The sequence below is a fragment of the Nocardia sp. NPDC003269 genome, from assembly GCF_042888005.1.
Lineage (GTDB): Bacteria > Actinomycetota > Actinomycetes > Mycobacteriales > Mycobacteriaceae > Nocardia.
In genome coordinates this window covers 41,418-66,637 of record NZ_JBIAPA010000004.1, presented here as the reverse complement: position 1 = coordinate 66,637, position 25,220 = coordinate 41,418, and the positions used below count along the sequence as shown (strand labels likewise).

28 protein-coding genes and 1 other RNA gene are annotated in these 25,220 nt (G+C 72.0%); 17 read left to right on the top strand and 12 right to left on the bottom strand.

The genetic code is table 11. The features are described from left to right. Positions 1–5 precede the first annotated feature (5 nt). Positions 6–962, bottom strand: a complete 957-nt coding sequence (locus ACFYWJ_RS28485) for a helix-turn-helix domain-containing protein (protein ID WP_355279102.1) — start codon at positions 960–962, stop codon at positions 6–8. 71 nt (positions 963–1,033) lie between these two features. Here ACFYWJ_RS28485 and ACFYWJ_RS28480 point away from each other — a divergent pair, with 71 nt between their 5' ends. The 3 genes from ACFYWJ_RS28480 to ald all read left to right on the top strand — a co-directional run bounded on the left by ACFYWJ_RS28480 (position 1,034) and on the right by ald (position 3,656). After that, positions 1,034–1,804, top strand: coding sequence for an MBL fold metallo-hydrolase (locus ACFYWJ_RS28480; RefSeq protein WP_355279104.1), 771 nt, complete (start codon positions 1,034–1,036; stop codon positions 1,802–1,804). Positions 1,805–1,883: 79 nt separating this feature from the next. After that, entirely contained in the window at positions 1,884–2,483 is a 600-nt protein-coding gene (locus ACFYWJ_RS28475) for a hypothetical protein (RefSeq protein WP_355279107.1), read from the top strand. Positions 2,484–2,543: 60 nt separating this feature from the next. Continuing rightward, a complete protein-coding gene (gene ald / locus ACFYWJ_RS28470; RefSeq protein ID WP_355279108.1) occupies positions 2,544–3,656 on the top strand; it encodes an alanine dehydrogenase in 1,113 nt (370 codons plus the stop codon). 53 nt (positions 3,657–3,709) lie between these two features. On the opposite strand, the gene sigJ is transcribed toward ald, so the two are convergent. Further along, the gene (sigJ, locus tag ACFYWJ_RS28465; RefSeq protein ID WP_355279109.1) at positions 3,710–4,648 is read right to left on the bottom strand and encodes an RNA polymerase sigma factor SigJ; all 939 of its coding nucleotides are present in this window, start codon (positions 4,646–4,648) and stop codon (positions 3,710–3,712) included. 118 nt (positions 4,649–4,766) lie between these two features. Between sigJ and ACFYWJ_RS28460 the strand changes: the two genes are divergently transcribed. Together ACFYWJ_RS28460 and ACFYWJ_RS28455 are read left to right on the top strand one after the other, a co-directional pair. Next, on the top strand, positions 4,767–5,699 hold the full coding sequence (locus ACFYWJ_RS28460) for a cobalamin biosynthesis protein (RefSeq protein WP_355279112.1): 933 nt from the start codon (positions 4,767–4,769) through the stop codon (positions 5,697–5,699). A 55-nt stretch (positions 5,700–5,754) separates the two neighbouring features. Continuing rightward, positions 5,755–6,306, top strand: coding sequence for a dihydrofolate reductase family protein (locus ACFYWJ_RS28455; protein WP_355279114.1), 552 nt, complete (start codon positions 5,755–5,757; stop codon positions 6,304–6,306). 13 nt (positions 6,307–6,319) lie between these two features. Here the strand turns inward: ACFYWJ_RS28455 and ACFYWJ_RS28450 are convergent, their stop codons facing one another. Together ACFYWJ_RS28450 and ACFYWJ_RS28445 are read right to left on the bottom strand one after the other, a co-directional pair. Then, a complete protein-coding gene (locus tag ACFYWJ_RS28450) occupies positions 6,320–7,183 on the bottom strand; it encodes an SURF1 family cytochrome oxidase biogenesis protein (protein WP_355279117.1) in 864 nt (287 codons plus the stop codon). Further along, positions 7,183–7,686, bottom strand: a complete 504-nt coding sequence (locus ACFYWJ_RS28445) for a low molecular weight protein-tyrosine-phosphatase (protein ID WP_355279119.1) — start codon at positions 7,684–7,686, stop codon at positions 7,183–7,185. The genes ACFYWJ_RS28450 and ACFYWJ_RS28445 overlap by 1 nt, the downstream gene beginning before the upstream one ends. A gap of 44 nt (positions 7,687–7,730) precedes the next feature. On the opposite strand from ACFYWJ_RS28445, the gene ACFYWJ_RS28440 reads away from it, so the two are divergent. The 6 genes from ACFYWJ_RS28440 to ACFYWJ_RS28415 all read left to right on the top strand — a co-directional run bounded on the left by ACFYWJ_RS28440 (position 7,731) and on the right by ACFYWJ_RS28415 (position 13,899). Continuing rightward, a complete protein-coding gene (locus ACFYWJ_RS28440; protein ID WP_387163066.1) occupies positions 7,731–9,053 on the top strand; it encodes a pyridoxal phosphate-dependent aminotransferase in 1,323 nt (440 codons plus the stop codon). A 238-nt stretch (positions 9,054–9,291) separates the two neighbouring features. Next, complete coding sequence (locus tag ACFYWJ_RS28435; protein WP_355279120.1) at positions 9,292–10,407, top strand: Nif3-like dinuclear metal center hexameric protein; 1,116 nt, start codon at positions 9,292–9,294, stop codon at positions 10,405–10,407. A gap of 161 nt (positions 10,408–10,568) precedes the next feature. Continuing rightward, the gene (locus ACFYWJ_RS28430; RefSeq protein WP_355279123.1) at positions 10,569–11,306 is read left to right on the top strand and encodes a C4-type zinc ribbon domain-containing protein; all 738 of its coding nucleotides are present in this window, start codon (positions 10,569–10,571) and stop codon (positions 11,304–11,306) included. Positions 11,307–11,310: 4 nt separating this feature from the next. Further along, positions 11,311–12,462, top strand: coding sequence for a bifunctional RNase H/acid phosphatase (locus tag ACFYWJ_RS28425; protein WP_355279126.1), 1,152 nt, complete (start codon positions 11,311–11,313; stop codon positions 12,460–12,462). Between the two features lie 144 nt (positions 12,463–12,606). Further along, positions 12,607–13,296 carry a S1 family peptidase gene (locus ACFYWJ_RS28420; RefSeq protein WP_387163070.1) on the top strand — a complete coding sequence of 230 codons (690 nt, stop codon included), beginning with the start codon at positions 12,607–12,609 and terminating at the stop codon, positions 13,294–13,296. Positions 13,297–13,407: 111 nt separating this feature from the next. Beyond that, positions 13,408–13,899, top strand: a complete 492-nt coding sequence (locus ACFYWJ_RS28415) for a GNAT family N-acetyltransferase (protein WP_355279133.1) — start codon at positions 13,408–13,410, stop codon at positions 13,897–13,899. A gap of 4 nt (positions 13,900–13,903) precedes the next feature. On the opposite strand, the gene ACFYWJ_RS28410 is transcribed toward ACFYWJ_RS28415, so the two are convergent. Continuing rightward, positions 13,904–14,695, bottom strand: a complete 792-nt coding sequence (locus ACFYWJ_RS28410) for a helix-turn-helix transcriptional regulator (protein ID WP_355279136.1) — start codon at positions 14,693–14,695, stop codon at positions 13,904–13,906. A 112-nt stretch (positions 14,696–14,807) separates the two neighbouring features. Between ACFYWJ_RS28410 and ACFYWJ_RS28405 the strand changes: the two genes are divergently transcribed. Beyond that, complete coding sequence (locus ACFYWJ_RS28405) at positions 14,808–15,203, top strand: hypothetical protein (protein WP_355279139.1); 396 nt, start codon at positions 14,808–14,810, stop codon at positions 15,201–15,203. Here the strand turns inward: ACFYWJ_RS28405 and ACFYWJ_RS28400 are convergent. Both ACFYWJ_RS28400 and ACFYWJ_RS28395 read right to left on the bottom strand, forming a co-directional pair. Next, the gene (locus tag ACFYWJ_RS28400) at positions 15,190–15,732 is read right to left on the bottom strand and encodes an NUDIX hydrolase (RefSeq protein ID WP_355279141.1); all 543 of its coding nucleotides are present in this window, start codon (positions 15,730–15,732) and stop codon (positions 15,190–15,192) included. The two genes, ACFYWJ_RS28405 and ACFYWJ_RS28400, sit on opposite strands and share 14 nt — an antisense overlap. Before the next feature lie 54 nt (positions 15,733–15,786). Continuing rightward, entirely contained in the window at positions 15,787–16,674 is an 888-nt protein-coding gene (locus tag ACFYWJ_RS28395; RefSeq protein WP_355279144.1) for an alpha/beta fold hydrolase, read from the bottom strand. A gap of 36 nt (positions 16,675–16,710) precedes the next feature. Between ACFYWJ_RS28395 and rnpB the strand changes: the two genes are divergently transcribed. Beyond that, an RNA gene (gene rnpB, locus ACFYWJ_RS28390) (RNase P RNA component class A) lies at positions 16,711–17,115 on the top strand. A gap of 65 nt (positions 17,116–17,180) precedes the next feature. Here the strand turns inward: rnpB and ACFYWJ_RS28385 are convergent. Continuing rightward, positions 17,181–17,552, bottom strand: coding sequence for a hypothetical protein (locus ACFYWJ_RS28385; RefSeq protein WP_355279147.1), 372 nt, complete (start codon positions 17,550–17,552; stop codon positions 17,181–17,183). A 413-nt stretch (positions 17,553–17,965) separates the two neighbouring features. On the opposite strand from ACFYWJ_RS28385, the gene ACFYWJ_RS28380 reads away from it, so the two are divergent. The 3 genes from ACFYWJ_RS28380 to ACFYWJ_RS28370 are packed head-to-tail and all read left to right on the top strand — an operon-like array spanning position 17,966 to position 20,187. Further along, the gene (locus ACFYWJ_RS28380; RefSeq protein ID WP_019046039.1) at positions 17,966–18,298 is read left to right on the top strand and encodes a hypothetical protein; all 333 of its coding nucleotides are present in this window, start codon (positions 17,966–17,968) and stop codon (positions 18,296–18,298) included. A gap of 20 nt (positions 18,299–18,318) precedes the next feature. Beyond that, the gene (locus ACFYWJ_RS28375; protein ID WP_355279150.1) at positions 18,319–19,749 is read left to right on the top strand and encodes an RNB domain-containing ribonuclease; all 1,431 of its coding nucleotides are present in this window, start codon (positions 18,319–18,321) and stop codon (positions 19,747–19,749) included. Between the two features lie 27 nt (positions 19,750–19,776). Further along, entirely contained in the window at positions 19,777–20,187 is a 411-nt protein-coding gene (locus tag ACFYWJ_RS28370) for a hypothetical protein (RefSeq protein ID WP_355279153.1), read from the top strand. A gap of 10 nt (positions 20,188–20,197) precedes the next feature. On the opposite strand, the gene ACFYWJ_RS28365 is transcribed toward ACFYWJ_RS28370, so the two are convergent. The 4 genes from ACFYWJ_RS28365 to panB all read right to left on the bottom strand — a co-directional run bounded on the left by ACFYWJ_RS28365 (position 20,198) and on the right by panB (position 23,441). Beyond that, positions 20,198–21,055 (bottom strand): CHAD domain-containing protein, encoded by an 858-nt coding sequence (locus ACFYWJ_RS28365; protein ID WP_355279156.1) that lies wholly within the window; start codon positions 21,053–21,055, stop codon positions 20,198–20,200. Between the two features lie 3 nt (positions 21,056–21,058). Then, the gene (gene pip, locus ACFYWJ_RS28360) at positions 21,059–22,021 is read right to left on the bottom strand and encodes a prolyl aminopeptidase (RefSeq protein ID WP_355279158.1); all 963 of its coding nucleotides are present in this window, start codon (positions 22,019–22,021) and stop codon (positions 21,059–21,061) included. Then, on the bottom strand, positions 22,021–22,461 hold the full coding sequence (locus ACFYWJ_RS28355) for a hypothetical protein (protein WP_355279160.1): 441 nt from the start codon (positions 22,459–22,461) through the stop codon (positions 22,021–22,023). Before ACFYWJ_RS28355 ends, pip begins: the two co-directional genes overlap by 1 nt. Before the next feature lie 122 nt (positions 22,462–22,583). Further along, the gene (panB, locus tag ACFYWJ_RS28350; RefSeq protein WP_355279162.1) at positions 22,584–23,441 is read right to left on the bottom strand and encodes a 3-methyl-2-oxobutanoate hydroxymethyltransferase; all 858 of its coding nucleotides are present in this window, start codon (positions 23,439–23,441) and stop codon (positions 22,584–22,586) included. A gap of 212 nt (positions 23,442–23,653) precedes the next feature. Here panB and ACFYWJ_RS28345 point away from each other — a divergent pair, with 212 nt between their 5' ends. After that, entirely contained in the window at positions 23,654–25,186 is a 1,533-nt protein-coding gene (locus tag ACFYWJ_RS28345) for an alpha/beta hydrolase (RefSeq protein ID WP_387163077.1), read from the top strand. Positions 25,187–25,220: the final 34 nt, after the last annotated feature.

Genomic DNA, 25,220 nt, shown 5'->3' with positions numbered 1-25,220 from the left:
GGTGATTATTGCGCCGCCCCGCGGAACTGGGCGCGGTGGGCCGCCGGACTGGTGCCGAGCATGCGGTGGAAGTGGTGGCGCAGGCTCACCGCGCTGCCGAAACCGGTGTCGCGCGCGATCCGGTCGACGGTCTCGTCGGTGGATTCCAGCAGCAGCCGGGCGTGGTCGGTGCGCTGCTGCAACAGCCACTGCTGCGGGCTGGTGCCGGTGCGTTCGCGGAACCGGCGGGTGAAGGTGCGCCGCGACATGAGCGCCTCGCGCGACCAGTGGTCGAGGTCGATGCCCGCGTCGAGGTGGGTGCGCGCCCACACCATGGCGTGCTCGATCGGGTCGTCGCTGTTGTCGTCGGGGACCGCGACCGGGATGAACTGCGCCTGCGAGCCGTTGCGGTGCGGCGCGGTGACCAGCGCGCGAGCGAGATCGGTGGCGGCGCGGGCGCCGAGATCGCCGCGCACGATGTGCAGGCAGCAGTCCAGCGCGGCGGCGACGCCCGCGGAGGTGATCACGTCGCCGAGGTCGGTCCACAGGGTGTCCGCGCGCACCCGCACCCGGGGATAGGCGCGGGCCATGGCCTCGGCGGCGGCCCAGTGCGTGGTGAGCTCCCGGCCGTCGGCCAGCCCGGTCGCCGCGATCGCCCACGAACCCAGGCACAGGCCGACCAGCCGGGCGCCGTCGGCGTGCGCGGTGTGCACGGCCTCGTCGAGTGCCGGGGAGAGGTCCAGGTCGCGGAGCCAGCCGGGGAAGACCACCATGTCGGCGGTGGCGACGGCGTCCAGGCCGTGGTGCACGGTGATGTCGAAACCGGCTGCGGTGGACAGGGTTCCGGGGTGTTCGGCGCAGACCCGGACGTCGTAGGGTGAGTCGTCGAAGACACCGGTGCCGGAGCGGCCGAAGACCAGGGTCGGCACCGACAGGTGGAAGGGACTGATCCCGTCGAACGCCACGACCGCCACCGAACGCATGGCCCGATCTTAACGATGGTCGGCCTGGAGGCCACTGTCGTGGGGCGCCGCGCTCGGCGACAGTTGAGCGCATGACCGAGACGATCACCCGCCCCACCCTGCTCGACGTCCTGCACATCGGTGGTCCGACCCTGCGCTTCCGGTACGGGGGCCTGACCTGGCTCACCGACCCGACCTTCGACGAGCCGGGCGACTACCCCGGCCCGATCACCCTGCACAAGCTCAGCGGCCCGGCGGTGCCGGTCGAGGCGATCGGCGCGATCGACGTCGTCCTGCTCTCGCACGACCAGCACGCCGACAATCTCGACACCGCGGGCCGCGCCCTGCTGGCCGAGGTCGAGACCGTGCTCTCGACTCCCGATGCCGCCGAACGGATCGCGGGCGTGCGCGGGCTGGCGCCGTGGGAGGTCGTGACCGTCGGCGCGGTGGAGGTCACCGCGGTGCCCGCGCTGCACGGTCCCGAGGGCTGCGAGCCGCTCAGCGGTGTGGTGACCGGGTTCGTGCTGCGCGCGGCGGGTGAGCCGACGGTGTATGTCTCCGGCGACAACGCGTCGGTGGAACTGGTCGAGCGGATCGTCGAGCGGATCGGGCGGATCGACGTCGCGGTGCTCAATATCGGCGCGGCCAATGTCGGCCGGTTCGGCGACAGCGACGTCACCCTCAATGCCAGGACCGCCGTCGAGGCGGCCACCGTCCTCGGTGACGCGGTCGTCGTCGCGGTGCACGCGGAGGGGTGGGGTCACTTCAGCGAGTCGCTGGACTACCTCGAGCGCACCTTCGCCTACGCCGAGCGCGCCGCGCAGCTCCGGATTCCGGTGCGGGGTGAGGTGTTCGCGGTCTGAGACCGCCTCGACCACAGATTTTCCCAGCACCCGCGCCCGAATCATCGGGCGCGGGTTTCCCACGATGGCAGGAGAAGAGTTGCCGAACAAACGGATGGGCCGCCGGTCGCGCACGATGGTGCGGTTACTGCTGGCCCTGGTCGCGCTGGTGCTCGCGTTGTCGGCGTGTTCGTCGAACGGGTCCGGCTCGGATCAGCCGGGATCGAGCACGGTGTCCAAGACCTCGGCCACCCCGACGGCGACGAGTTCGGTGACACCGTCCGCGAATCCGGGTGGCGCACCCGGTGACGGTGCGTCCGTGCCGGGCAACGGCGGCCAGGCGGCGCCGGAATCGTCGTGGTATCAGTCGCCCACACCGGCGCCGGAGTCGTCGTGGCACCAGTCGCCGACGCCACCGCCGGGATACAACTGTGTGCCCGGGCCGGAGTGCGGCACGGACAGCTGTGGACACAATGAATGCGGACTACCGCCGGGCCACAACTGCATGCCGGGTCCGGAGTGCGGTACCGACAACTGTGGCCCCGGCCAGTGCGGTGAGACACCGCCGACGACCACCGTCGCACCGCCGGCCACGACGCAGCCGGTGACGACCACGCCTGCGGCGGGCTCAGCCCCGCCGTCCGCCACGACCACCACCGCCGCCGCTCCCGCGGCGGCCTCGGTGACGCCGTCACCGTGAACCCGACACGCGACGTTCCAACGGGCTGACTCCCGTCGGTGGGCGTCCTAAGCTGGCGCAATGACGGGAACAGGCGGAACGGTCGGTGTGCCGGCGGAGGTCAAACCGCAGGAGTTCCGGGTGGCGCTCACCCCGGCGGGCGCCACCGAACTGACCGCGCACGGACACCGGGTGCTCGTGCAGGCCGGGGCCGGAACCGGATCGGGCTTCGGCGACGAGGACTATCTCGCCGCCGGTGCGGTGATCGTGCCCGACGCCGACACGGTCTGGGCAACGGCCGGACTGATTCTCAAGGTGAAAGAGCCCATCGCGCAGGAGTATTCGCGGATGCGACGCGACCAGGTGCTGTTCACCTATCTGCACCTGGCCGCGTCGAAGGAGTGCACCGACGCGATCCTGGACTCCGGGATCACCGCCATCGCGTACGAGACCGTGCGCGCCGCCGACGGTTCGCTGCCGCTGCTCGCGCCGATGAGCGAGGTCGCGGGCAAGCTCGGCACGCAGGTCGGCGCGTATCACCTGATGGCGCCGATGGGTGGCGAGGGCGTGCTGCTCGGCGGCGTCCCCGGTGTCCGCCCCGCCGATGTGGTGGTGCTCGGCGGCGGCGTGGCGGGCACCAACGCGGCGAGCGTCGCGGTGGGGATGGGCGCCAGGGTGAGCGTGCTCGACACCAATCTGCGGCGGCTGCGCGAGCTCGACGCCCGCTTCGGCGGCCGGGTCGGCACCCTCGCCTCGCACGCGCTGGAGATCGAGAAGGCCGTGCTCGCCGCGGATCTGGTGATCGGGTCGGTGCTGGTGCCCGGCGCGAAGGCGCCGAAGCTGGTGTCCGACGAGCTCGTCGCCGGGATGCGCCCGGGCTCGGTGCTCGTCGACATCGCCGTCGACCAGGGTGGTTGCTTCGCCTCCACCCGTCCGACGACGCACGCCGATCCGACCTTCCCCGTGGCGGATTCGCTGTTCTACTGTGTCGCGAACATGCCCGGCGCGGTGCCGCACAGCTCCACGGTCGCGCTCACCAACGCCACCCTGCCCTTCGCGATCGCCATCGCCGACAAGGGCTGGCGCGGCGCCTGCGCCGCCGACCCCGGCCTCGCGGCGGGTCTCACTGCCGTCGACGGCAAGCTGCTCTCCGCCGAAGTCGCTGCGGCCCACGGGTATTCGCTGACCGTGTGAGCCGATCACCGTGCTCCGGTGCGGGATTGCCACCGGAGCGCGGTGACCCCGTGCTACTGCCCCGCGCCCAGGTACCAGTCGGGGGCGCCCTCGGTGGGGAGGTCGTGCAGCTTGTCGGGATTGCGGACGATATTGATCGCCACGATGCGGCCCGCGTCGACGACGAACGAGAAGACGCCGGTGTTGGCGCCGTCGAAGACGACCAGCCCCGGCGCGCCGTTGACCAGCACCGCGCGGCCCCAGGCCCCCGACGCCGACGGCGCGTGGTACCAGCCGAGCAGGGCCTTGGCGATGAGCTCGGCGCCGTGCAGCGGCTTGCGGATCGCGGGCACCTTGCCGCCGCCGTCGGCGGTGAGCACCACGTTCTCGTCGAGCACGCCGAGCAGCGAGCTCAGATCACCCGAGCGCCAGGCCAGCGCGAACGCCGAGACGACCTTCTCCTGTTCGGCGGGTGACGCGGGGAAACGCGGAGTCCCGGATTCGACGTGCTTGCGGGCGCGGGAGGCCAGCTGGCGGACCGCGGCCGGGGTACGGCCGACGACCTCGGCGACCTCGGGACCGGTCATGCCGAACACGTCCTGCAGCACGAAGGCCGTGCGTTCGGCGGGCGACAGCGATTCCAGCACCACCAGCAGCGCGGTGGTGACCCGCTCGTCCTGGGAGATCCGGTCGGCCGGGTCGTCCCAGGTGGTGACCTCCGGCTCGGGGAGCCAGTCGCCGACATACTGCTCGCGGCGTGCGCGCGCCGACCCGAGCTGATCGAGGGCCAGCCGGCCGGTGACCGTGGTCAGCCAAGCGCGCAGATTGTCGATCTCGCCCGCCTTGCCCGCCGCGTGGTGCCGCTGCAGGCGCAGCCACGCGTCCTGCACGACGTCCTCGGCGTCGGTGAGGCTGCCGAGCGTGCTGTAGGCGAGTCGGCGCAGGTAGGGGCGGTGTTCCTCGAAACGGCGGGCCAGTTCGGCCTGGTCGATCTGCTGCGGTAGGTCGCTCATCGTGGTTCGCCGTTCGGTCGTCTGGCCCGGGGACCGGGCGAGTGTATGGGGTCGTCGCACTGATGACGAACCAGCGGGGCGGGGTGTGACATTCCCGGTGTCGGCTACCCTCGGCCGGGTGCAGAAGGGGACATCGACCGCGGTCGGGCTGGTGCTGGGATTCGCGCTCGATCGGGTGTTCGCCGATCCGCGCCGGTGGCATCCGGTGGCCGGATTCGGTTCGGCGGCAGCGGCTTTGGAGCAGGCGACCTACGCCGACGATCGGCGGGCCGGGGTGGTTCACGAGGTGGTCGCGGTCGGTTCGGTGGTGGGTTTCGGGGTGCTCGCCGCACGCGGCGGCGTGGTCGCGACCGCGCTGGCCACCTGGACCGCGCTCGGTGGACGCAGCCTGGCCAGGGCCGGTCACGCGATGGCCGAGCGGCTCGACGCCGGCGACATCGACGGAGCCAGGGAACTGCTGCCGTCGCTGTGCGGACGCGATCCGTCGGTCCTGGACGCGGACGGGCTGGCCAGGGCCGCGCTGGAATCGGTCGCCGAGAACACCGCCGACGCGACCGTCGCGCCGCTGCTGTGGGGTGCGGTCGCGGGGGTACCGGGGCTGCTCGGGTACCGGGCCGTCAACACCCTCGACGCGATGATCGGCTACCGCAACGGGCGCTACCTCCGGTTCGGCTGGGCCGCCGCGCGCACCGACGACCTGGCGAACGTGGTGCCCGCCCGGGCGACCGGGCTGCTGACGGCCGCGCTGGCCCCGCTGGTCGGCGGCAGGCCCGCCGCCGCGTGGCGGGCGTGGCGGTGTGACGCGAGCAAGCACCCGAGCCCGAACGCGGGCGTGGTGGAGGCGTCCATGGCCGGGGCGCTCGGTGTCCGGCTCGGCGGGCGCACCCAGTACCGGCACGGCGCGGAACTGCGGCCGACCCTCGGAGACGGGCCCGCGCCGACCACCGCCGATCTGCGGCGCGCGGTACGCATGTCGGAGGCGGTGCAGGTGGGGTCGCTGGTGATCGCGGTGGCGGCCGCCGGAGTGTTGGGGCGGGCGCGCCGCCGTTAGCCTGCTATCTCTTCGCGGACCGATGAGTTTCGAGGGCGGAGGAGGTCTACACGGTATGAGGAAACTGATCTATGGGTTCGGCCTGTCCGTGGACGGGTACGTCAACGACCGCGACGGCGAGATCGACTGGACCGAGCCGGACGACGAGCTGCACCAGTTCCACAACGACCGGTTCCGCGATCTCGAGATCATCCTGAACGGCCGTCGGCTGTACGAGCTGATGGCCGAGTACTGGCCGCACGTGCCCGCGGACGCGCCGCCCATCCAGCAGGATTTCGGCAGGCTCTGGACCGACATGCCCAAGGTCGTCTTCTCCCGGACGCTCACCGAGGTCCAGTGGAACAGCACGCTGGTCGCGGAGAACGCGGTCGAGGAGGTGCGCAGGATCAAGGCCGAGGGCGACGGCGTCATGGAGGTCGGCGGCGCGAGCCTGGCGGCCACACTGATGCCGCACGGGCTCATCGACGAGTACCAGATGTTCATCTCGCCGGTAGTCCTCGGCGGCGGCACCCCGATGTTCCCGGCGCTGGACAAGCGCATCGGGCTCCGGCTGGTCGAGACCCGGCATTTCGAGACGGCGGTGCTGCTGCGCTACGCCGCCGAGTGACGGGGACGGGTGATCAGCGGTTGCGGCCGTAGCGGTCGGCCAGGCGGGCTTCGGTGGTCGGCGCGGCCTGAGCGCTCGGCGCGGCGGTCGCGGTCTCGGCCGCCGTCGGCGTTGCCGCGCGGTCGCGGCGGCGCGCGCGCAGTTCGGCCACGACGAAGTAGCCGAGGCCGAGCGGGGCCATGATGCCGAAGGCCAGCCATTGCAGGCCGTAGGACAGGTACGGGCCCGCGTCGAGCTGGGGGAGCGGGCTCGGCGTGAAGGCGCCGGGCTGGCCCTCGGCCAGCTGGAGGTAGCCGCCCTTGTCGGTGCCGGTGGGGATGGGAGCCAGGGGCAGGCCGAGGACGGTGGCTTCCTGGCCGGTGTCCACGGTGTAGACCTGGCGATACCCGTCCTGGGTGCTCGGCGGCTTGTCCGCGACCACCCCTTCCGAGGCGCGCACGCGGGCTTCGAGCCGCTGCGGCCCGGCCGGGGGTGCGGCGATCACCGGCGGCCGGGTGCCGTCGACGGCGGCGACCAGGCCGCGATCGACCAGCAGGGTGCGGCCGTCGTCGAGGCGGAACGCGTCGAGCACGGCGTAGCCGGGGGCACCGTCGAGGTGACGCAGCCGGACCAGCACGGTCGAATCCGGGACGTACGTACCACTCGCGGTGACCTTGCGCCATTCGGTGTGCGCGCTCGGGTCGCCGTCGAGGACGCTGTTCACGGTCACCGGATCGGCCTGCACGGAGTCGGCGATCAGCTGGTTGCGGTGCTCGGTGCTGGTGTTCTTGCCCAGCTGCCACGGTGCGAGCACGGTGAAGCACAGGTACGCGAACGCGACGACGATCACCGCGAGGATGAGCCAGCTCGGGCGCAGCAGGAAGGTGAGTTTGCGCATCAGCGGTGCGCGTCGGCGGTGGTACGGGCGTCGAGTTCGGCGCGCACCCAGTCGAGCAGGCCGGGGACGGCGGCCTCGATCTGGTCGCGGACCAGGTCGAAGTCGGACTGGTCACCGTAGTACGGATCGGGCACGTCGCGGCCGTCGGCGGCGGGATCGAAGCTGCGCAGCAGGCGGCGCTGGTCGGTGCCGACGCCGCGCTGGGCCAGTTCCCGGTCGTGCCCGGTGTCCAGGGCGATGATCAGGTCGGCGTCGCGATGCTCGGGACCGAAGGTGGCCGCGGTGTGCTCGGTGGGGTAGCCCGCCCGGCGCAGGGTCGCCTCGGTACGCGGATCGGCCGGATCGCCGACGTGCCACGATCCGGTGCCCGCGCTGGTCACCCGTACCCGGTTCGCGAGACCGGCACGGTACAGATGCGCTTCGAACATCTTCGCCGCCATCGGCGACCGGCAGATGTTCCCTGTGCAGATGAATGACACGTGCAGCTGACCCACGCCTGCCATTGTCGCCCGAGCCGCCGAATCGCCGCCACGTAGGGTGTTCAGTTGTGTTCCAGGACTCGGTCGACCCCGCGATGCTGCGCCACCACGGCGACGTGGACGCGCGCCCTGGAATGCTCGATTTCGCCGTGAACGTGCGCGGCACCGCGCCGCCCGCCTGGCTGCGCGATCGCCTCGCCGCCCGCCTGGACGACCTGGGCCGCTACCCGAGCGCCGAGGACGAGGCCGCCGCCCGCGCCGCCGTCGCCGCCCGGCACGGCCGCCGTCCCGACGAGGTCCTGCTGCTCGCGGGCGCGGCCGAAGGCTTCGCGCTGCTGCCCCGCCTGGCCCCGCGCCTGGCCGCGGTGATCCACCCGTCCTTCACCGAGCCCGAACTGGCGCTGCGGGAGGCGGGCGTGCCGGTGACGCGGGTGATCCTGGAACCGCCGTACACCCTCGACCCGGCACTCGTTCCCGAGGAGGCCGATCTGGTCGTCCTCGGCAACCCCACCAATCCGACCTCGGTACTGCACCCGGCGGCCGTCATCGAGGCGTTGCGTCGGCCGGGGCGTCTCGTCGTGGTCGACGAGGCGTTCGCCGACGCGGTGGCGGAGAGCACCGCCGGCGGTGCGGCAGTAGACGGCGGATCTGGCGACAACGTGCCCGGCGCTGCCCGGAGCGTTGCGTCCGGTGTCGCGATGCGATGCGCGGCGGCCGGTCCCGGTGGTGTGCGGTCCGCGTCGTCGTCCGCGGGCAGGACACCGGGCCTGTCGTCGACCCCGAGCGCACCGGACGCGTCGTCCATCCGGACGGCACCGGCCGTCGACGTGGTTCCGGGAGCGCCGGTGCGGTCGACCTCCCGTCCGGGGTCGGGTTCGGCGACGTCGCACACCGTCGGGGAACCGGAGTCGCTGGCCGGGCTGTCCGCCCCGGACGTGCTCGTCCTGCGCAGCCTCACCAAGACTTGGGCGCTGGCCGGGCTGCGGTGCGGCTATGTCCTCGGCGCGCCGGACGTGCTGGCCCGGCTGACCCACGGCCGTCCGCACTGGCCGCTGGGCACCCTCCAGCTGGAGGCGATCAGCGCCACCGCCGAGCCGGCGGCCGTCGCCGCGTCCCGGCGGCACGCCGACGAGATCGCCGCCGAGCGCGCGGCAATGATCGACCGCCTCACGGACCTGGGCGTCGAGGTGCACACCCCGGCCACCGGTCCCTTCCTGCTGCTGCGCGTTCCCGACGGCGAACTGCTGCGCAAGCGCCTGGCCGATCGCGGCATCGCGGTGCGCCGGGCCGACACCTTCCCCGGGCTGGGGCCCGATCACCTGCGGGTCGCGGTGCGCGGGGCGGCCGAGGTCGATCGGTTGATCGAGGGTCTGCGAGAGGCGCTGTGGTGACCGGAGCGAGCGGCGCTGTGGTGACTGGAGCGGGCGGCGCCGTGGTGACCGGGCAGCGGCGCCGTGGCGACTGGGCAGCGGTGCCGTGGTGACCGGGGCGGACGGTGCTGTGACAGGGCCGGCCTGCAGCAACGGCCATTGCGCGGCGCGAGACGGGCGTGGAAAGCATTGTGGTGCAAGGTGATCCCGTCGCTTCGATGGTGACGGGTTAGGCAGCAGCGGAACGAAGGAGGCGGCGGTGACCGACCTGGCCGAACTGATCGGGGTGCTCGACGCGGCGTATCCGCCGCGACTGGCCGAATCGTGGGATTCGGTCGGGCTCGTCTGCGGTGACCCGGGTCAGGAGGTGACCAAGGTGGTGTTCGCCGTCGACGTCACCGCCGCCGTGGTGGACGAGGCGATCGAGTGGGGCGCCCAGGCACTGGTCGTGCACCACCCGCTGCTGCTGCGCGGTGTCGACACCGTCGCCGCCGACACCCCCAAGGGTGCGCTGCTGCACCGGCTGATCCGGTCGGGCTGCGCCCTGTTCTCCGCGCACACCAACGCCGACTCCGCCGACCCCGGCGTCTCGGACGCGCTCGCCGCCGCCGTCGGCCTGACCGTCACCGGTCCGCTGGACCCGAAACCCTCGGCCTCCGTGGACAAATGGGTGATCCAGGTCCCGCAGACGCACACCGCCTCGCTCATGTCGGCGCTGTTCACCGCGGGCGCCGGCGCGATCGGCGACTACCGCGAGGCCGCCTGGTACACCTCCGGCACCGGCCAGTTCCGGCCGCTGCCCGGCGCGAACCCGGCGATCGGGGCGATCGGCACGGTCGAGACCGTCACCGAGGACGCCGTCGAGGTGGTCGCGGCGCCGACCTCCCGCCTGGCCGTCCTGGCGGCGCTGCGCGCGGCCCACCCGTACGAGGAACCCGCCTACCACGTCACCGAGCGCGCGCCGCTGCCGTCCTCGCTCGGCATCGGCCGCATCGGCGAACTCCCCGAGCCCGAGACCCTGCGCGATTTCACCGCCCGGGTCGGCGTCGGCCTGCCGCGCACCGTCTGGGGAGTGCGCGCCGCGGGCGACCCGGACCGCGTCATCCGGCGGGTCGCCGTTTGCGGCGGCGCGGGCGACTCCTACCTGAACGCGGCCATCCGCGCGGGCGTCGACGCCTACCTCACCTCCGACCTGCGCCACCATCCCGTCGACGAACACCTCCGCCGCGGCGGCCCCGCCCTCATCGACGCCGCCCACTGGGCCACCGAATTCCCCTGGTGCGGTCAAGCGGAACAACTCGTCCGCACGGCCCTCCCCAGGATCGAGACCCGCGTCTCCACCCTGCGCACCGACCCGTGGACGGTCACCGGCTGAACGCGACGACCAGCCTCCCCCCGTCGACGGGGGCGGGCGCGTACCGGGACACGCGCGCCCGACAGCGGTCGCCCGGTCCTCGGGTCATGGCGTGCGCGTGCCCCGTGGCGCGGTACGGTTGACGAACCCATCCGTCCACCGTGTTCAGGAGTTCGTGCGCGTTGAATGTCGAACCGTCGGTCCAGTCCAAGCTGCTCCAGCTCGCCGCTGTCGATGCCGAGTTGACGCGGATCGCGCACCGCAGGAACGCGCTGCCCGAACAGCAGGAGGTGGCGCGCCTGTCGACCGAGCGCAACGGCTACAAGGACGCCGCCGTCGCGGTCGAGATCGGCATCGACGATCTGGACCGCGACATCCGCAAGCTCGAGGGTGAGGTCGACGCCGTGCGCAAGCGGGAGGACCGCGACCGCGGCATGCTCACCGCGGGCACCGTCGCCGCCAAGCAGCTCTCCGAGATCCAGCACGAACTGGGCAGCCTGGAGCGGCGCCGCTCGGTGCTCGAGGACGAGCTGCTGACCGTGATGGAACAGCGCGAGGCGATGGCCGCCGATCACGACCACGCCGGCGCCCGGCTGAGCAAGGCCGACCAGGATCTCGCCGACGCCGAACGGCTGCGCGACGAGGCGATGGCCGATCTCGCGGTGGCTCAGCAGCGGTGCGAGACCGACCGGGACGGACTGGTCGGGCTGTTCCCCGCCGACCTGCTCGCCGTCTACGACAAGCAGCGCGCGGCCCACGGGGTCGGCGCCGCACTGCTGCAGGCCCGGCGCTGCGGCGCCTGCCGGATCGAGATCGATCGCGGCGAGATGCAGCGCATCGCCAAGGCCGCCCCCGACGCCGTCCTGCGCTGCCCCGAGTGCAGCGCGATCATGGTGCGCACCAAGGAATCCGGGCTGTAGCCGGATGAACGAGGTGATCGTCGAGGCCGACGGCGGGTCGCGCGGCAACCCCGGCCCGGCCGGCTACGGCGCGGTGGTGTTCGCCGCCGACCATGTGCGGGTGCTGGCCGAGCGCAAGGAATACGTCGGCGTCACGACCAACAACGTGGCCGAATATCGCGGTCTGATCGCCGGTTTGGCCGCCGCGGCCGAGCTGGGCGCGCGGGTGGTCGCGGTGCGGATGGACTCCAAGCTCGTCGTCGAGCAGATGTCGGGACGCTGGAAGGTTAAGCACCCGTCGATGATTCCGCTCGCCGAGCAGGCGCGCGGGCTGGTCGCCGGGTTCGACCGGGTCAGCTTCACCTGGATTCCGCGCGCGGAGAACTCCCACGCCGACCGGCTGGCGAACGAGGCGATGGACGACGGCGCGGTCGTCGGCACCGTCCGCGACGCCGTGGCGGCCGGGCACGCGGCGGGCGACCAGGTCGCGGTGCCCGCCACCGAGGCTCGCGAATCCGTTGCCGCCCAGCGCATTCCGGTCACGCCCGGCTGGACCGGCGCGATCGGCAGGCCGACGCGGCTGTTGCTGCTGCGGCACGGGCAGACCGAACTGTCGATCGAGCGCCGCTACTCCGGTCGCGGCAATCCGCCGCTGACCGACCTGGGCCGCGAACAGGCCGAACGGGCCGCGAAGATGCTGGCCGCCAAGGGCGATATCGCCGCGGTGGTGACCTCGCCGCTGCAGCGGGCCCGCTCCACCGCCGAGGCGGCCGCCGCCGCGCTCGACGTGCCGCTGCGGGTGCTCGACGGCCTCATCGAGACCGACTTCGGCGACTGGGAGGGCCTCACCTTCGCCGAGGCCGCGCAGCGCGATCCGCAGCTGCACGCGGACTGGCTGGGCGACCCGTCGGTGCCCGCGCCCGGCGGCGAGAGCTTCGATCAGGTGCGCGAGCGGATCGAATCGGTCCGGCGCGATCTGGTGGCGCTGTACCCGGGCGAGAACGTCGTCGTGGTCAGCCACGTCACGCCGATCAAGACGCTGCTGCAACTGGCGCTCGGGGTCGGGCCGTCGCTGCTGTATCGCCTGCACCTGGACCTGGCCTCGCTGTGCATCGCGGAGTTCTATCCCGACGGTGGCACTTCGGTCCGGCTGGTCAACGACATCTCGTATCTTTAGCGCTGGCCGCCTGTCACCCGGGCACGGTACGGTCGGCCCCGGTTCGCGGTCGGCGTAACGACTATGCCCCGGCGCCCGAGAAGCATCTCGGGCGTGCGGAGATACCGCGGCCGTCGAGAAAGGTACTTGATGAGGTTTCTACGGATGGCGGCGTTCGCGGCGGCCATCGCGGGGGCGCTCACCGCGTCCGCTGGTGCGGGCAGCGTGTCGGCCGATCCGAGCGTGGTGCTCGGCGCGGCCTCGGGCATCGTCTTCGACAACAACTCCGGTTGCTCGCTGACCGCCATCGGCCACGACAACGCCGGTCGCCTGGTGGGTCTGACCGCCGGGCACTGCGCGCCGACGGGGGCACGGGTCGGCGCCGAGCAGGCGCTGAACGCGGGCGTCATCGGCACCGTCGCGTTCTCCGACGACGGCGACTACCTGGACTTCGCGGTCCTGCAGCTGGACGCGTCGAAGGTGCTGCCCGTTCGCACCATCGGCCAGACCACCGTCGCGGGCATCGGCTCCGCGCCCGGCCCCGGCACCACCGTGTGCTCGGACGGTCGCACCAGCGGTCGCAGCTGCGGCGTGGTGTGGGGTGAGCTCGAAGGCACCTCGATCAACCAGTACTGCTCCCAGCCCGGTGATTCCGGCGGCCCGGTCGTCGTCGGCGACCGGCTGGTCGGCATGAACCAGGGCAGGCTCACCGGCCTGGGCCCCGTCGACTTCGACGTCCCGTGCACCGGCGGCGCCAACCCGATCCACTCGCCCGCCTACTTCCAGCCGATCCAGGTCATCCTGGACGTGCTGAACCGAGCGGGCGGCGTCGGCGCGGGCTTCCAGCCCATCTGATCCTCGGCTCGACCCGACAGGGGCGCATCACCGATCCGGCGATGCGCCCCTGTCGCCGTCTCCACCCGAAACCCGTTGCCCCACCGCCGCAGGCATGCTGCAATCACCGGCATGGGGGAGACGCGCGGCGGCACTGTCGCGATCCGGCGGCTGGAGCCCGCGCAGTGGGCGGTGTTCCGCGAGGTGCGGCTGCGCGCGCTGCGCGACGCCCCGAGCGCGTTCGGCCAGACCGTCGAGCATGCCCTGGCGCGCACCTCCGAGGACTGGCGCGGGGTGTTGCGGACCCGTGCCCAGTTCGTGGCGACGATATCTGGGGTGACGGTGGGGACGGTCGGCGTGACCACGGATTCGCCTGCCGCGCACCTGATCTCGATGTGGGTGGAGCCCCGTGTTCGCGGCCGCGGAATCTCCGATCAGCTGATCACGGCCGCGCTGGGCTGGGCAGCCGAGCACGGCTGCACCGTGGTGTGCCTGGAGGTGACCGAGGGCAACGCCGCCGCCGAGAACCTGTACCGGCGCCACGGTTTCGTGCCGACCGGCCGACGCGGGCCGGTGGAACCGGGTGACCCGCGCCTCGAGTTCGAGATGCGCCGCCCGCTCTGACCCTTCAGTGCGCCGCTGCGGCCATGGCGCGCAGGGCGGCGGCGGTGGTGTCGTCGAGGGGGTAGAAGAACTCGATGGCGAGTTCGGAGAGGGTGACGTCGGCCGGTGCGCCGAAGGTGGCCATGGTGGAGAACATCGTGAGGGGGCCGAGCGGTGAGCTGATCCGGATCGGTACCTGGAACGGGCCGACCGGCTCGGGTTCGCCGGGCGAATCCGCCGGGGCCGGATAGCTTCGTACCTCGTCGTAGAGGGCGCCCAGCCGCGCGTCGCCGGTCGCGCCGAGCTGGCGCAGCAGCCGGTCCAGGAACAGTTCGCGCACCTGGTGCAGGTTCTCCAGCCGCCGTGCGAGTCCGTCGGGGTGCAGGACCAGCCGGAAGACATTCGGGCGCGGCGTGCGCAGGTGCTCGGGCACCCCGGTCATCAGCACGGGCATCGCGGCATTGCCCGCCACCACGTCCCACCAGCGATCGACCACCACCGCCGGATACGGCTCGTGCGCGGCGAGCATCGTCTCGATCGCGGCCCGCGCGGGCGACAGTGCGACGTCGTCGAGCGCCGACTCCCGGAACGCGGGCGCGAAATCGGCGGCCAGCAGCAGCGTATTGCGTTCCCGCAGGGGCACATCGAGGGTTTCGCACAGCCGGAGCACCATCGCCCGGCTCGGCTTGGATCGCCCGGTCTCGAGATAGGACAGGTGCCGCGAGGAGGTGTCGGCGGCCAGGGCGAGCTCGAGCTGGCTGAGCTTGCGCCGCTGCCGCCATTCCCGCAGCAGCGGCCCGATCCGGGCGTCCGTCATCGGCCCAGCGTATCCACCTGCACAGACGTCCCGCCATGACCTCGGAGGTCATTGCGGCGATGACCCGCGCCGCCGCACAGTGGGCTCACCACCCCGAGAACAGGAGCCGACGATGACCGACACCCGCCCCAGCCCACTCGCCACCGTCCTGCGCGTAGACGGTTGGAGCACAGCGCTGTTCGGAGTCGCCCTGACCGTGTCCGCGCCACTGTTGCGCGCGCCGCTCGGCCTGCCGACCCCGCTGTCGCTGCTCTTCGGTGTCGTGATGGTCGCCGGTGGTGCCGCACTGCTGGCCATCGCGCGGCGCGGTCCGCACCGCTACGCCCGCCCCGTCGTCGCCGTCAACGCCGCCTCGGCGCTCGGTATGACCGCGCTGGCCTGCTCCGGTCTGCTGCCCCTCACCGGCCTCGGCATCGGCTTCCTGCTGGCCGGTGCCGCCCTGGTCGCGACCTACGCCGCACTCGAGCTGCGCGCCGCCGCGCTCGCGGAGCCGGTCACGGTGTGCTGAGGCCGCGTTCGTGCATGAGCAGCAGGCCGTAGGCGGCGACCGCGTGGGATGCGGTGATCTCGCCGCGCAGGATCATCGCCTCGAAGCGGGCGCGGGAGAACCAGGCGGTGCGCATGTCCTGTTCCTCGGGCTCGCGCTGGGGCTCACCGGGGGTGAGGCCGGTGGCCAGGAAGCAGTGGCCGCGCTGGTTGCTCGACGCGGGCGCGGTGGCCAGCGTGCCGAGCCGCGTCATCCGGTCGGCGCGCAGGCCGGTCTCCTCCCGCAACTCGTTGTGCGCCAGCTCGACCGGCGACGGCGCCGTGCCGGGCGGCGGGGTGCCCGCGGGGAACTCCCAGCACCGCGCGCCCAGCGGGTACCGGTACTGCTCGACGAGATGGAATCCCTCGCCGTCGAACGGGATCACCATCGCCCAGTCGACCTTGTCGACCACGGCGTAGATCCCGACGGACCCGTCGGAGCGGCGAATGGTGTCCTCCCGCAGCCGCATCCACGGATTGGTGTAGATCGTGCGCGAGCTGAGCTGTTCCATCTCCCCATCGTGCCCCACCGGCACCGCCCAGCCGGGCGGATCAGGCGGTGATGGTCACGGACGCAGCACCGACACCAGGAAATCGGTCTGATCGCGCACGACCTGCTCGAAGACGTCGTCGAAGTACACGTCGAAGTGGCCGACCGGGTACTGCTTGACCACCGCGTGCTTGGTGCGCTCGGCCGCCTTGCGGGTCGGGCCGGCCGGGGCGACCGAATCGTTCTCGGCGATCGCGTAGAACACCGGCACCTTCAGCGCCTTCGCGCGGCGGCCGGGCGCGTCGAACAGGGTCGACAGGGCCACCCGCGCACCGACTTTCGGCCGGTAGGTCTCGCTCTCCTCGGCGAGCCTGCCGAAGCCCTCCGGCACGTCCGGCGCGCTCATCAGCGCCGCGGCCCGCTTGCGGCCGGCCAGCCGGATCCGCACCGGCTTGCGCCGGATCGGGCCGATCAGCAGGTCGGTGGCGGCGATGGTGGCGACCTTGGTGACGCTGATCGGTCCCTTCGCCATCGCCGAGGCCCACCCGCTGGTGAACGGCACCTGCGCGACGACAGCGGCGAGATAGTCGTCGTCGGGCGCCACGGATAACACGTGCCCGCCACCGAACGAGGTGCCCCACAACGCGATCCGGGTCGCGTCGAACCCCCGGATGCTGCGCGCGTAGGCGATTGCGGCCTTCCAGTCCTGCCGCTGCCTGGCGATGTTGAGCACCTGGCGGGGATCACCCTCGCTGGCGCCGAAATGCCGGTAGTCGAACGCCAGCACCCCCATCCCCGCCGCGACGAACCGCCGCGCATATCGATCCAACCCCATTTCGCGGTTTGCCCCCAGCCCGTGTCCCATGATCACCAGCGGGCGCGGCCGGGGCGCACCGTCGGGCAGGTAGAGCCAGGCAGCGCACTGCTGGTCACCCGAGGGGAAACTGACGTCGACACGTTCCATGGCTCGTAACCGTACCGAGTACTCTGTACGAGCGGACGAGTCGGCCGGGCGACCGCGGTGACGAGAACGGGCGCGCGAGCGCCGCCGCTCGGTACCGAGGAAAGTCCGGACTCCACAGAGCAGGGCGGTTGCTAACGGCAACCCGGGGCGACCCGCGGGACAGTGCCACAGAAAACAAACCGCCGCGCATTTGCGCGGTAAGGGTGAAACGGTGCGGTAAGAGCGCACCAGCGCCCCGGGTGACCGGGGCGGCTCGGTAAACCCCGCCCGGAGCAAGGTCGAAGGTCGCACCTCGCGGTGCGGCTGCGCAGGTGTTCGAGGGCTGCTCGCCCGAGCCTGCGGGTGGACCGCTCGAGGCACCCGGCGACGGTGTGTCCAGATGGATGGTCGTCCCCCGGTGCGAACCGGGGACAGGATCCGGCTTACAGGCCGGCTCGTCCGCCTTCGAACGACGAGGCGGCGGCCCCCCGTGGGGGAGCCGCCGCCCGGTCGGGCCGGTAGCCGGCTCAGCACATCAGGGTGGACATCTGGTAGATCGCCCTGGCCTCGTCTTCGGTCGCGGCGTCGGCACCGTTCTTGGTGGCCTTGATGATCCCGGCGATGGTGTCGGCCTCGGACTTCCCGCCCTTGATGTCGCCACAGGACTGGTTCAGCACGGTCGCGACGGCGGCGTCGTCACGCCCCGCGGACAGCTTCGGGAAGGCGTTGCGGTAGCTCACCACGAACATGCCCGCCTTGCTCGGATCGACCTTGTATTCGGGCGTGGTGGCGGCCGAGGAGCCGCCGGCGGCGGCGGAAGAGGAGTCGTCGCCGCAGCCGGCCAGAAGCAGGGCGAAGACGGTGGCGCTGGCCGCGAGAGCGGCGGTAGTTCTACTCACGCGCGGGATGCTAGCGCCCCAGAAAACAAGCCGCCTCCCGTGAGGTTAACGGGAGGCGACAGTTGCTCGATCCGATCGGTGAGCTAGGCGGGGTTGATCACCAGCAGCTGGGCCCAGTAGGACGCCTGGTCCGGGCCGAGGATCGGCAACAGGTAATCGAAAATCAGCGACGACATACGCTCGGAACTCCCATTTATCGACGTGGGTGGCGCACTGCCCGGCGTTTGCCGGGTGTGCCGACGCCACAGTAACAACTGGCGCGACGGTGGCGGGAAAAGTGTGTCGCCTGCGTGAAAATGCGCAGGAAGTCGCCGGAAACGTGAGCGAGGTCATAGAGTGTTCGCCGTCGGCAGGGCTCGCTGCCCGGGTGGTGAGCCCAACACAATTCGATCGCGGAAGCAGGTCACATTTACATGCGGGTAGTTCGTTCCATTGTCGCCGGTGCACTGATCGCCGGAGCCGCTGCGGTTTTCACCTCGCTGGGTGCCGGATCGGCGAGCGCGGTCGCGGTGACCCCGCTGGCGGGCGGGGTCCAGGTCGACCTCAGCCCGGCCGATACCGCCTGGGTGCACCAGACCCGGTTCGGTCTGACCGTCGCCGGTCTGCCGCACCCCTCGGCGGCCTCGTTCGGCCAGGCGCTCGACGCCGCGGCGACCGTCTCCTCGGCGGTCCCCAACGGTCGGGTCACCTTCACCGTGTACGGCCCGTTCGACCAGCTCAACGGCACCATGCTGGCACTGCAGTAGGCAGTCGCTAACCTGCCAGGATGGAACTCCATCAGCGGATCGTCTCGGCGCCGGTCGACTTCGGCGCCATCCGTTCCGAATTCGGGCTGGCCTCGGACTATCCTGCCGAGGCCGTCTCGGAGGCCCGCGACGCGGTCGACGCGTTCGCGGGTACCCGGGTCGACCGGACCGACATCGAGTTCGTCACCATCGACCCGCCCAGCGCCATGGATCTGGACCAGGCGCTGCACATCGAACGCACCCCCACCGGCTTCACCCTGCATTACGCGATCGCCGATCTCGGCGCCGTGATCGTGCCGGGCGGTGCGCTCGCCCGGGAATCGGAATCCCGCGGCCAGACCTTCTACCTGCCCGACGGCAATGTCCCGCTGCACCCGACGGTGCTGTCGGAGGGCACCGCCAGCCTGCTGCCCGGCGTCGACCGGCCCGCGGCCCTGTGGACCATCGAACTCGACGAGCACGCTGTCCCGCGCGACTTCTCGGTGACGCGCGCCCTGGTGCGCTCCCGGGAGCGCTTCGACTACGCGCAGGTCCAGGCCGCCGCCGACGCCGGCACGCTGCACCCCTCGCTGGCCGCGCTGCCCGAGTTCGGCAGGCTGCGGATCGAGGCCGGGCTCGACCAGGGCGCGATCTCGCTGCGGCTGCCCGCCCAGGACGTGGTGCGCGACGGCGACAACTGGCGTCTCGAGCTGGAACCCCGCACCGCAGCCGACGACTGGAACGAGCAGGTCTCGCTGCTCACCGGCATGTGCGCGGCGCGGATGATGCTGGAACACAAGGGAACTCCCATCGGCCTGCTGCGCACCATGCCGCCGCCGCCCGACAGCGCCATCGCCTCGATGCGGCGCACCGCGGCCGCCCTCGGCGTCGCCTGGCCCGCCGACATGCCCGTCGGCAAGCTACTGGCCGGGCTCGACGCGAACACCCCGGCCGCGCTGGTCCTGATGTCGGAGGCGACGAGCCTGCTGCGCGGCGCCGGCTACACGATGCTCGGCGACCTCGACCAGCCCACCGACGACCAGCTCACGCACAGCGCGATCGGGGCACCCTACGCCCACGTCACCGCCCCGCTGCGCCGCCTGGCCGACCGCTTCACCACCGAGATCTGCCTGGCCCACTGCGCGGGCACCGAGGTCCCCGCCTGGGTGGTCGACGGTCTCGGCCCCGCCGCGGACACCCTGCGCCGCACCGACTCGGTGGCGAGCAAGGTCGACCGCGCCTGCGTCGACCTGACCGAGGCGACCGTCCTGGCGCCCCGGATCGGCACCGAGTTCGCGGCCCTGGTCCTGCGCGAGGCCAACGGCACCCGCGACGCCGAAATCTTCGTCACCGAGCCCCCGATCCTGGGCCGCTGCGAGGGCAAGCCCCCGGAAGGAAAGCACGTCTCGGTGCGGCTGGTGACCGCCGACGTGGCGACCCGCACCATCGGATTCGACTACGCCGCACACTGATCCGAGGCCGGCGGGCATACTCGGGTCGTGCGCAGCCGTCGGAGCCGCCTGCTCCTGGCCGGCGACAAGACCTACCGGTGGACCCTCTCGCATCGGCACGAGGTGACCGGAGAGGCGTCGTACCGCGACTGCCGCGAAATCCTCACCGTCCGGTCGGAGGGCAGTCGCACGCAACTCCGCATCGTCTTCGCCGACGGTCCGAACCGCCTGGTCGCCGGAACGTATCTGCACAGCGGCGGCGTACTCCGACTCGACGACAACGCCTACCTCAACCTGCATCGGCCGGGCGTGGTTCGGACTCTGATCGACCTCGCGCTGACCGGCGGCGCGGATGTCGGCCGCACCACGGAACTCGACGGCTGGCAGCTGTTCGACCAGGCGCTCCGGGACCGCGGTGAGCGGACAGGTGTCCGTGACGAACCCGGCGGACGCGGGTAACGGCCGAGAACTAATCGGCGGCGGAGACGAACGCGGCGGCGGCCGGGTAGCGGGCGATGGCTTGCCCCGCGGCGACCTCTTCGGTGTCGGCGAGGAGTTCGTAGAGGGTGGCGGTAGAGCCGGGGGCGGTGGCGGCGGCCGCGAGAATGGCCTCGCGGGATTCCACGGCGTCGCGGTGGTCGCCGAGGACGGTTTGCAGGCGTTTGGCGCGGGTGCCGAGGTCGGTGGCGTCGGTGCCGAGGACCTCGCCCGCCGCCTCGCAGGAATAGCGTAAGCGCTTGGCGCCCTTGCGGATGTCGTGCAGGAGCTCGACGCGATCGGCGGGGGCGGCGATGGGTTCGGCGAAGACGAGTTTGCGCAGGCGCTTGCGGTCGCGGCGCAGGACGTCGTCGAAGGCCGCGGTCGCGGGCGTGCGGGCCAGGTCGCGATCCAGTGGGGGATCGGTGCGCCAGGCGGTCAGGGTCTTCGTCAGGCGCCGGTAGCGCTTGCCGTCGAGCGCGGTCAGCACCTCGGCGTGCGCGCTGGTGTAGGCGTCGCGGGAGGCGCCGACCAGCGCCCGGGTCACCTCGTCCGGGACCTGCTCGTGCGCGGCGAGCAGATCGGTGAAGCGCTCGGCGCGGACCTCGGCGTCGCGGGCCACGCCGAGCAGATCGGCCAGCCACTTGAGCTCGGCCTCGGTGGCCGCCGCCGCGTCCGCGTCGAAGAGCCTGCGGTAGGACCGCAGCACGCTGCGCAGGCGGCGGGTGGCCACCCGCATCTGGTGGACCGAGTCGTAGGCGTCGGCGCGCACGTCGGGTTCGGCGGCCAGCAGCCGGTCGATGTCGTCCCGCAGTGCCGCGACGACGGCTTTTCCGGCCTTGGGCGCCATGATTCAGCCTCGCTTCCCGAACAGGTCGGTCGCCTCGACCAGGTGGTGGGTGATGCCGGGCTCGTGGGCGGTGTGCCCGGCGTCCTCGACGATGTGCAGGGTCGAGCCCGGCCAGGCGGTGTGCAGGTCCCAGGCGCTCACCGCGGGGCACACGATGTCGTGGCGGCCCTGCACGATCACTCCGGGGATGTCGGCGATCCGGTCCATGTCACGCAGCAACTGTCCCTCGTCGAGGAATCCGCCGTGCCGGAAATAGTGGTTTTCGATCCGGGCGAAGGCCAGCGCGAAGCGCGCCTCGCCGGTCTCGGCGATCCGATCCGGTTGCGGCAGCAGCGAACTCGTCGCGCCCTCCCACGTCGACCAGGCCACGGCGGCATCGAGCGCCACCTGCGGGTCGGGGGAGTGCAGCAGCCGGTGGTACACCTCGACCAGGTCCTCGCCGCGCTCCGCGACGGGCACCGGGGCCAGGAACTTCGCCCACTCGGCCGGGTAGACGTTGCCCGCCGCGCCGTTGTAGTACCAGTCGATTTCCTTGCGCCGCAGCAGGAAGATCCCGCGCAGCACCAGCTCGGTGACCCGCTCGGGATGGGCCTGGGCGTAGGCTAGGCCCAGCGTGGAGCCCCACGAACCGCCGAACACCTGCCACCGGTCGACGCCGAGGTGCGCGCGCAGCAGCTCCATGTCGGCGATCAGGTGCGCGGTGGTGTTGACGTCGAGGTCGGCGCCGTCGGCGATGTGCGGTACCGACCGTCCGCATCCGCGCTGATCGAACAGCACGATGCGGTACACGGCGGGATCGAAGAAGCGCCGTTGCAGCGGTCCGGTGCCGCCGCCGGGCCCGCCGTGCACGAACACTACCGGCTTGCCGTCGGGATTGCCGCTGACCTCCCAGTACACCGACTGGCCGTCGCCGACGTCGAGCAGGCCGTGCTCGAACGGCTCGATCTCCGGGTACAGGGCGCGCATCAGAACGCCAGTCCCGCCGCGAGATTGGGCAGATCCAGGGCGGTCATCGCCTCGGTGCGCACGTCCGCGCAGGCCCCGGTGGTGACGCGGTCGACGATCGCCTTGTCGGCCAGCACCTGGGCGTTGATCCCGCCGTTGCGCAGTGCCCACTCGTGCACCATCGCGTTGAGCGCGAAGCGCCCCAGCGTCGGCCCCTGCACCCGGAAATTGGACAGCTCGGGCCGGATCATGTCGCACAGCTGCGCGGCCGCGGCGTCGGTGATCGTCGGGCTGCCCGCCGGGGCGGTGGTGGTCGGCTTGGCCGCGCTGGTCGTCGAGGTCGTGGTGCCGGAGCTGCCGGTCGGTGTGGTTTCCACACTGCCGCAAGCGCTCAGGCTCGCGACGGCGAGCGCGCCCGCGAGCAGCAGCACGGGACGGGTCTTCCAACGGCGGTGCGGCATCGATACCTCTACTCGTGTCGACTATGTCGGTATCGAGTCTGCCACCCGGCGCGACCCCGCACATCCGGCCGAACCCTGAGAACGGCCCGCCGCTCGTGGCGACGGGCCGGGTCGGCGGTGGCTCAGAAGCTGTGCTCGGGGCCGGGGAAGGTGCCCCGGCGGACCTCGTCGGCGTAGGCGGCTGCGGCGGAGCGCAGTTCGTCGCCGACATTGCCGAAGCGCTTGACGAACTTCGCGGTCTTGCCGCTGGTGTAGCCGGCCATGTCCTGCCAGACCAGCACCTGGGCGTCGCAGTCGGCGCCCGCGCCGATGCCGATGGTCGGGATGGTCAGCTTGTGGGTGACCTGGCCTGCCAGCTCGGCCGGGACCATCTCCATGACGACGGAGAACGCGCCCGCCTCCTGCACGGCGATGGCGTCGGCGATGAGCTGCTCGGCGCCGTCGCCGCGACCCTGCACCCGGAATCCGCCGAGGGTGTTCACGCTCTGCGGGGTGAAGCCGATGTGGGCCATCACCGGGATGCCGGCGGCGGTGATCAGCGCGATCTGCTCGGCGACGCGTTCGCCGCCCTCGAGCTTGACCGCGTGCGCGCCGCCCTCCTTCATGAACCGGGTGGCGGTGGCCAGCGCCTGCTGCGGCGAGGACTCGTAGGTGCCGAACGGCAGGTCGGCGACGACCAGCGCGTGCGGGGCGCCCCGGACGACGCCGCGCACCAGCGGGATCAGCTCGTCGACGGTGATCGGCACGGTGGTGTCGTAGCCGTACACCACGTTGGCGGCGGAATCGCCGACCAGCAGGACCGGAATGCCCGCTTCCTCGAAGAGGCGCGCGGAGGAGTAGTCGTAGGCCGTCAGCATCGACCAGCGCTCGCCCTCGGCCTTCATCTGCTGCAGATGCTGGACGCGGGTCTTGCGGCGGGGCTTGGCAACGGCTTCGGGAGCGGCACCGTAGGCAGGGGTCTGCTCATCGGATACGGACATCATCGTCCCTTTCGTCTGGTTCCTCGAGGCCCGTACCGGGTCCCCGGGTTTTTCTGACGGATCCAGTGTGCCACCTCGGGCCGAGCCGGTTTAAGGGCCGGTGCCGGTGTGATCGGTCACAGCGGTGGTTCGGCTACCGTGAGGGCGAGCCCCTTCGCGCGGATCGGGCGCATCGTGTTGTGCGCCGTGCGGCGCGGAAAGGTGGGCCCACTGTGCAGCGTGGCAGGCTCGTCGTGCTCTGGGGCGCTCTCGCGGCGCTGATCGTGTCCGGCTGCACCAGCGCCGAGACCAGCACCCCGCGCGCGCAGCTGCCGCCACCGCCGCCCGGGCTGGAGAAGTTCTACGACCAGCAGCTCGACTGGGGTTCGTGCGAGGGCTTCGGCAGCCCCGAGGACCGGCTGCCGCCCAAGACCGAATGCGCGCGCGTCACCGTGCCCGTCGACTACGCGCGCCCGGACGGCCCGACCGCCCAGATCGCGCTGTCGCGGATCCCGGCCTCCGGCGACAAGATCGGCTCGCTGCTGATGAACCCCGGCGGGCCCGGCGTCTCCGGGCTGTCGATGGTCACCGTCGGCAACCGCACCGAGCTGGCCGAGAAGTTCGACCGGGTCGGTTTCGATCCGCGCGGCGTCGGCTCCTCGCTGCCCGCGATCGTGTGCCTGACCCCGCAGCAGGCCGACGCCGAGCGCGCCGAGCCGCCCACCGACAACACTCCGGCCGGCATCGCCGACGCCGAGGCCGACAACCGCGAGTACGCCGACCGCTGCGCCCAGCGCACCGGCACCGACCTGCTCGCCCACGTCGGCACCCGCGAGGTGATCCAGGACATGGACGTCCTGCGCGCGGTGCTCGGCGACGCGCAGCTGAGCTACCTCGGCTACTCCTACGGCACCCGGCTCGGGTCGGCCTACGCCGAGAAGTACCCGCAGAACGTGCGCGCCCTCGTCCTCGACGGCGCGGTGGACTCCTCCCAGGACCCCGTCCAGGAGTCGCTGCGCCAGGCCGCGGGCTTCCAGGGCGTGTTCAACGCCTACGCCGCCGACTGCGCGAAGAACGCCGACTGCCCGCTCGGCACCGATCCGGCCCAGTCCGTGGCCCGGTTCCGCGCGCTGGTCGGCCCGCTGGAGAGCAAGCCCGCCGCCACCGCCGACCCGCGCGGGCTCAGCTACGGCGACGCCATCACCGGCGTCCAGCAGGCGCTCTACACCGACGACCTGTGGAACGTGCTCACCCAGGGCCTGACCGAACTGCGCGACGGCCGGGGCGACACCCTGCTGCAACTGGCCGACATGTACGACGGCCGCCGCGAGGACGGCACCTACGCCAACACCCAGGACGCGTTCAACGCCATCCGCTGCGTCGACGATCCGCGCGTCACCGATCCGGCGATCACCGGCCGCCAGGACAGCGAGTACCGCAAGGCCGCGCCCTTCCTCGACGACGGCAAGGGCACCGGCGCCGCCCCGCTGGAACTGTGCGCCTCCTGGCCGGTGCCCAACACCAGCACCCCGCACCGGGTATCCGCGCCCGGCGTGCCGAAGACCGTCGTGGTCTCGACCACCGACGACCCGGCGACGCCGTACCAGGCCGGGGTCGACCTGGCCGCGCAGCTGGGCGCCGACCTGATCACCTTCCGCGGCAACCGGCACACCGCCGCCCTGGTGGCGGGCGACCGCTGCCTCGACGAGGCCGTCATCGACTACCTGGTCGACCTCGCCGCGCCCGGCGCCGGTCTCACCTGCTGAACCGGATCGGCGCGCACCGCGCCCCGTCACGGCG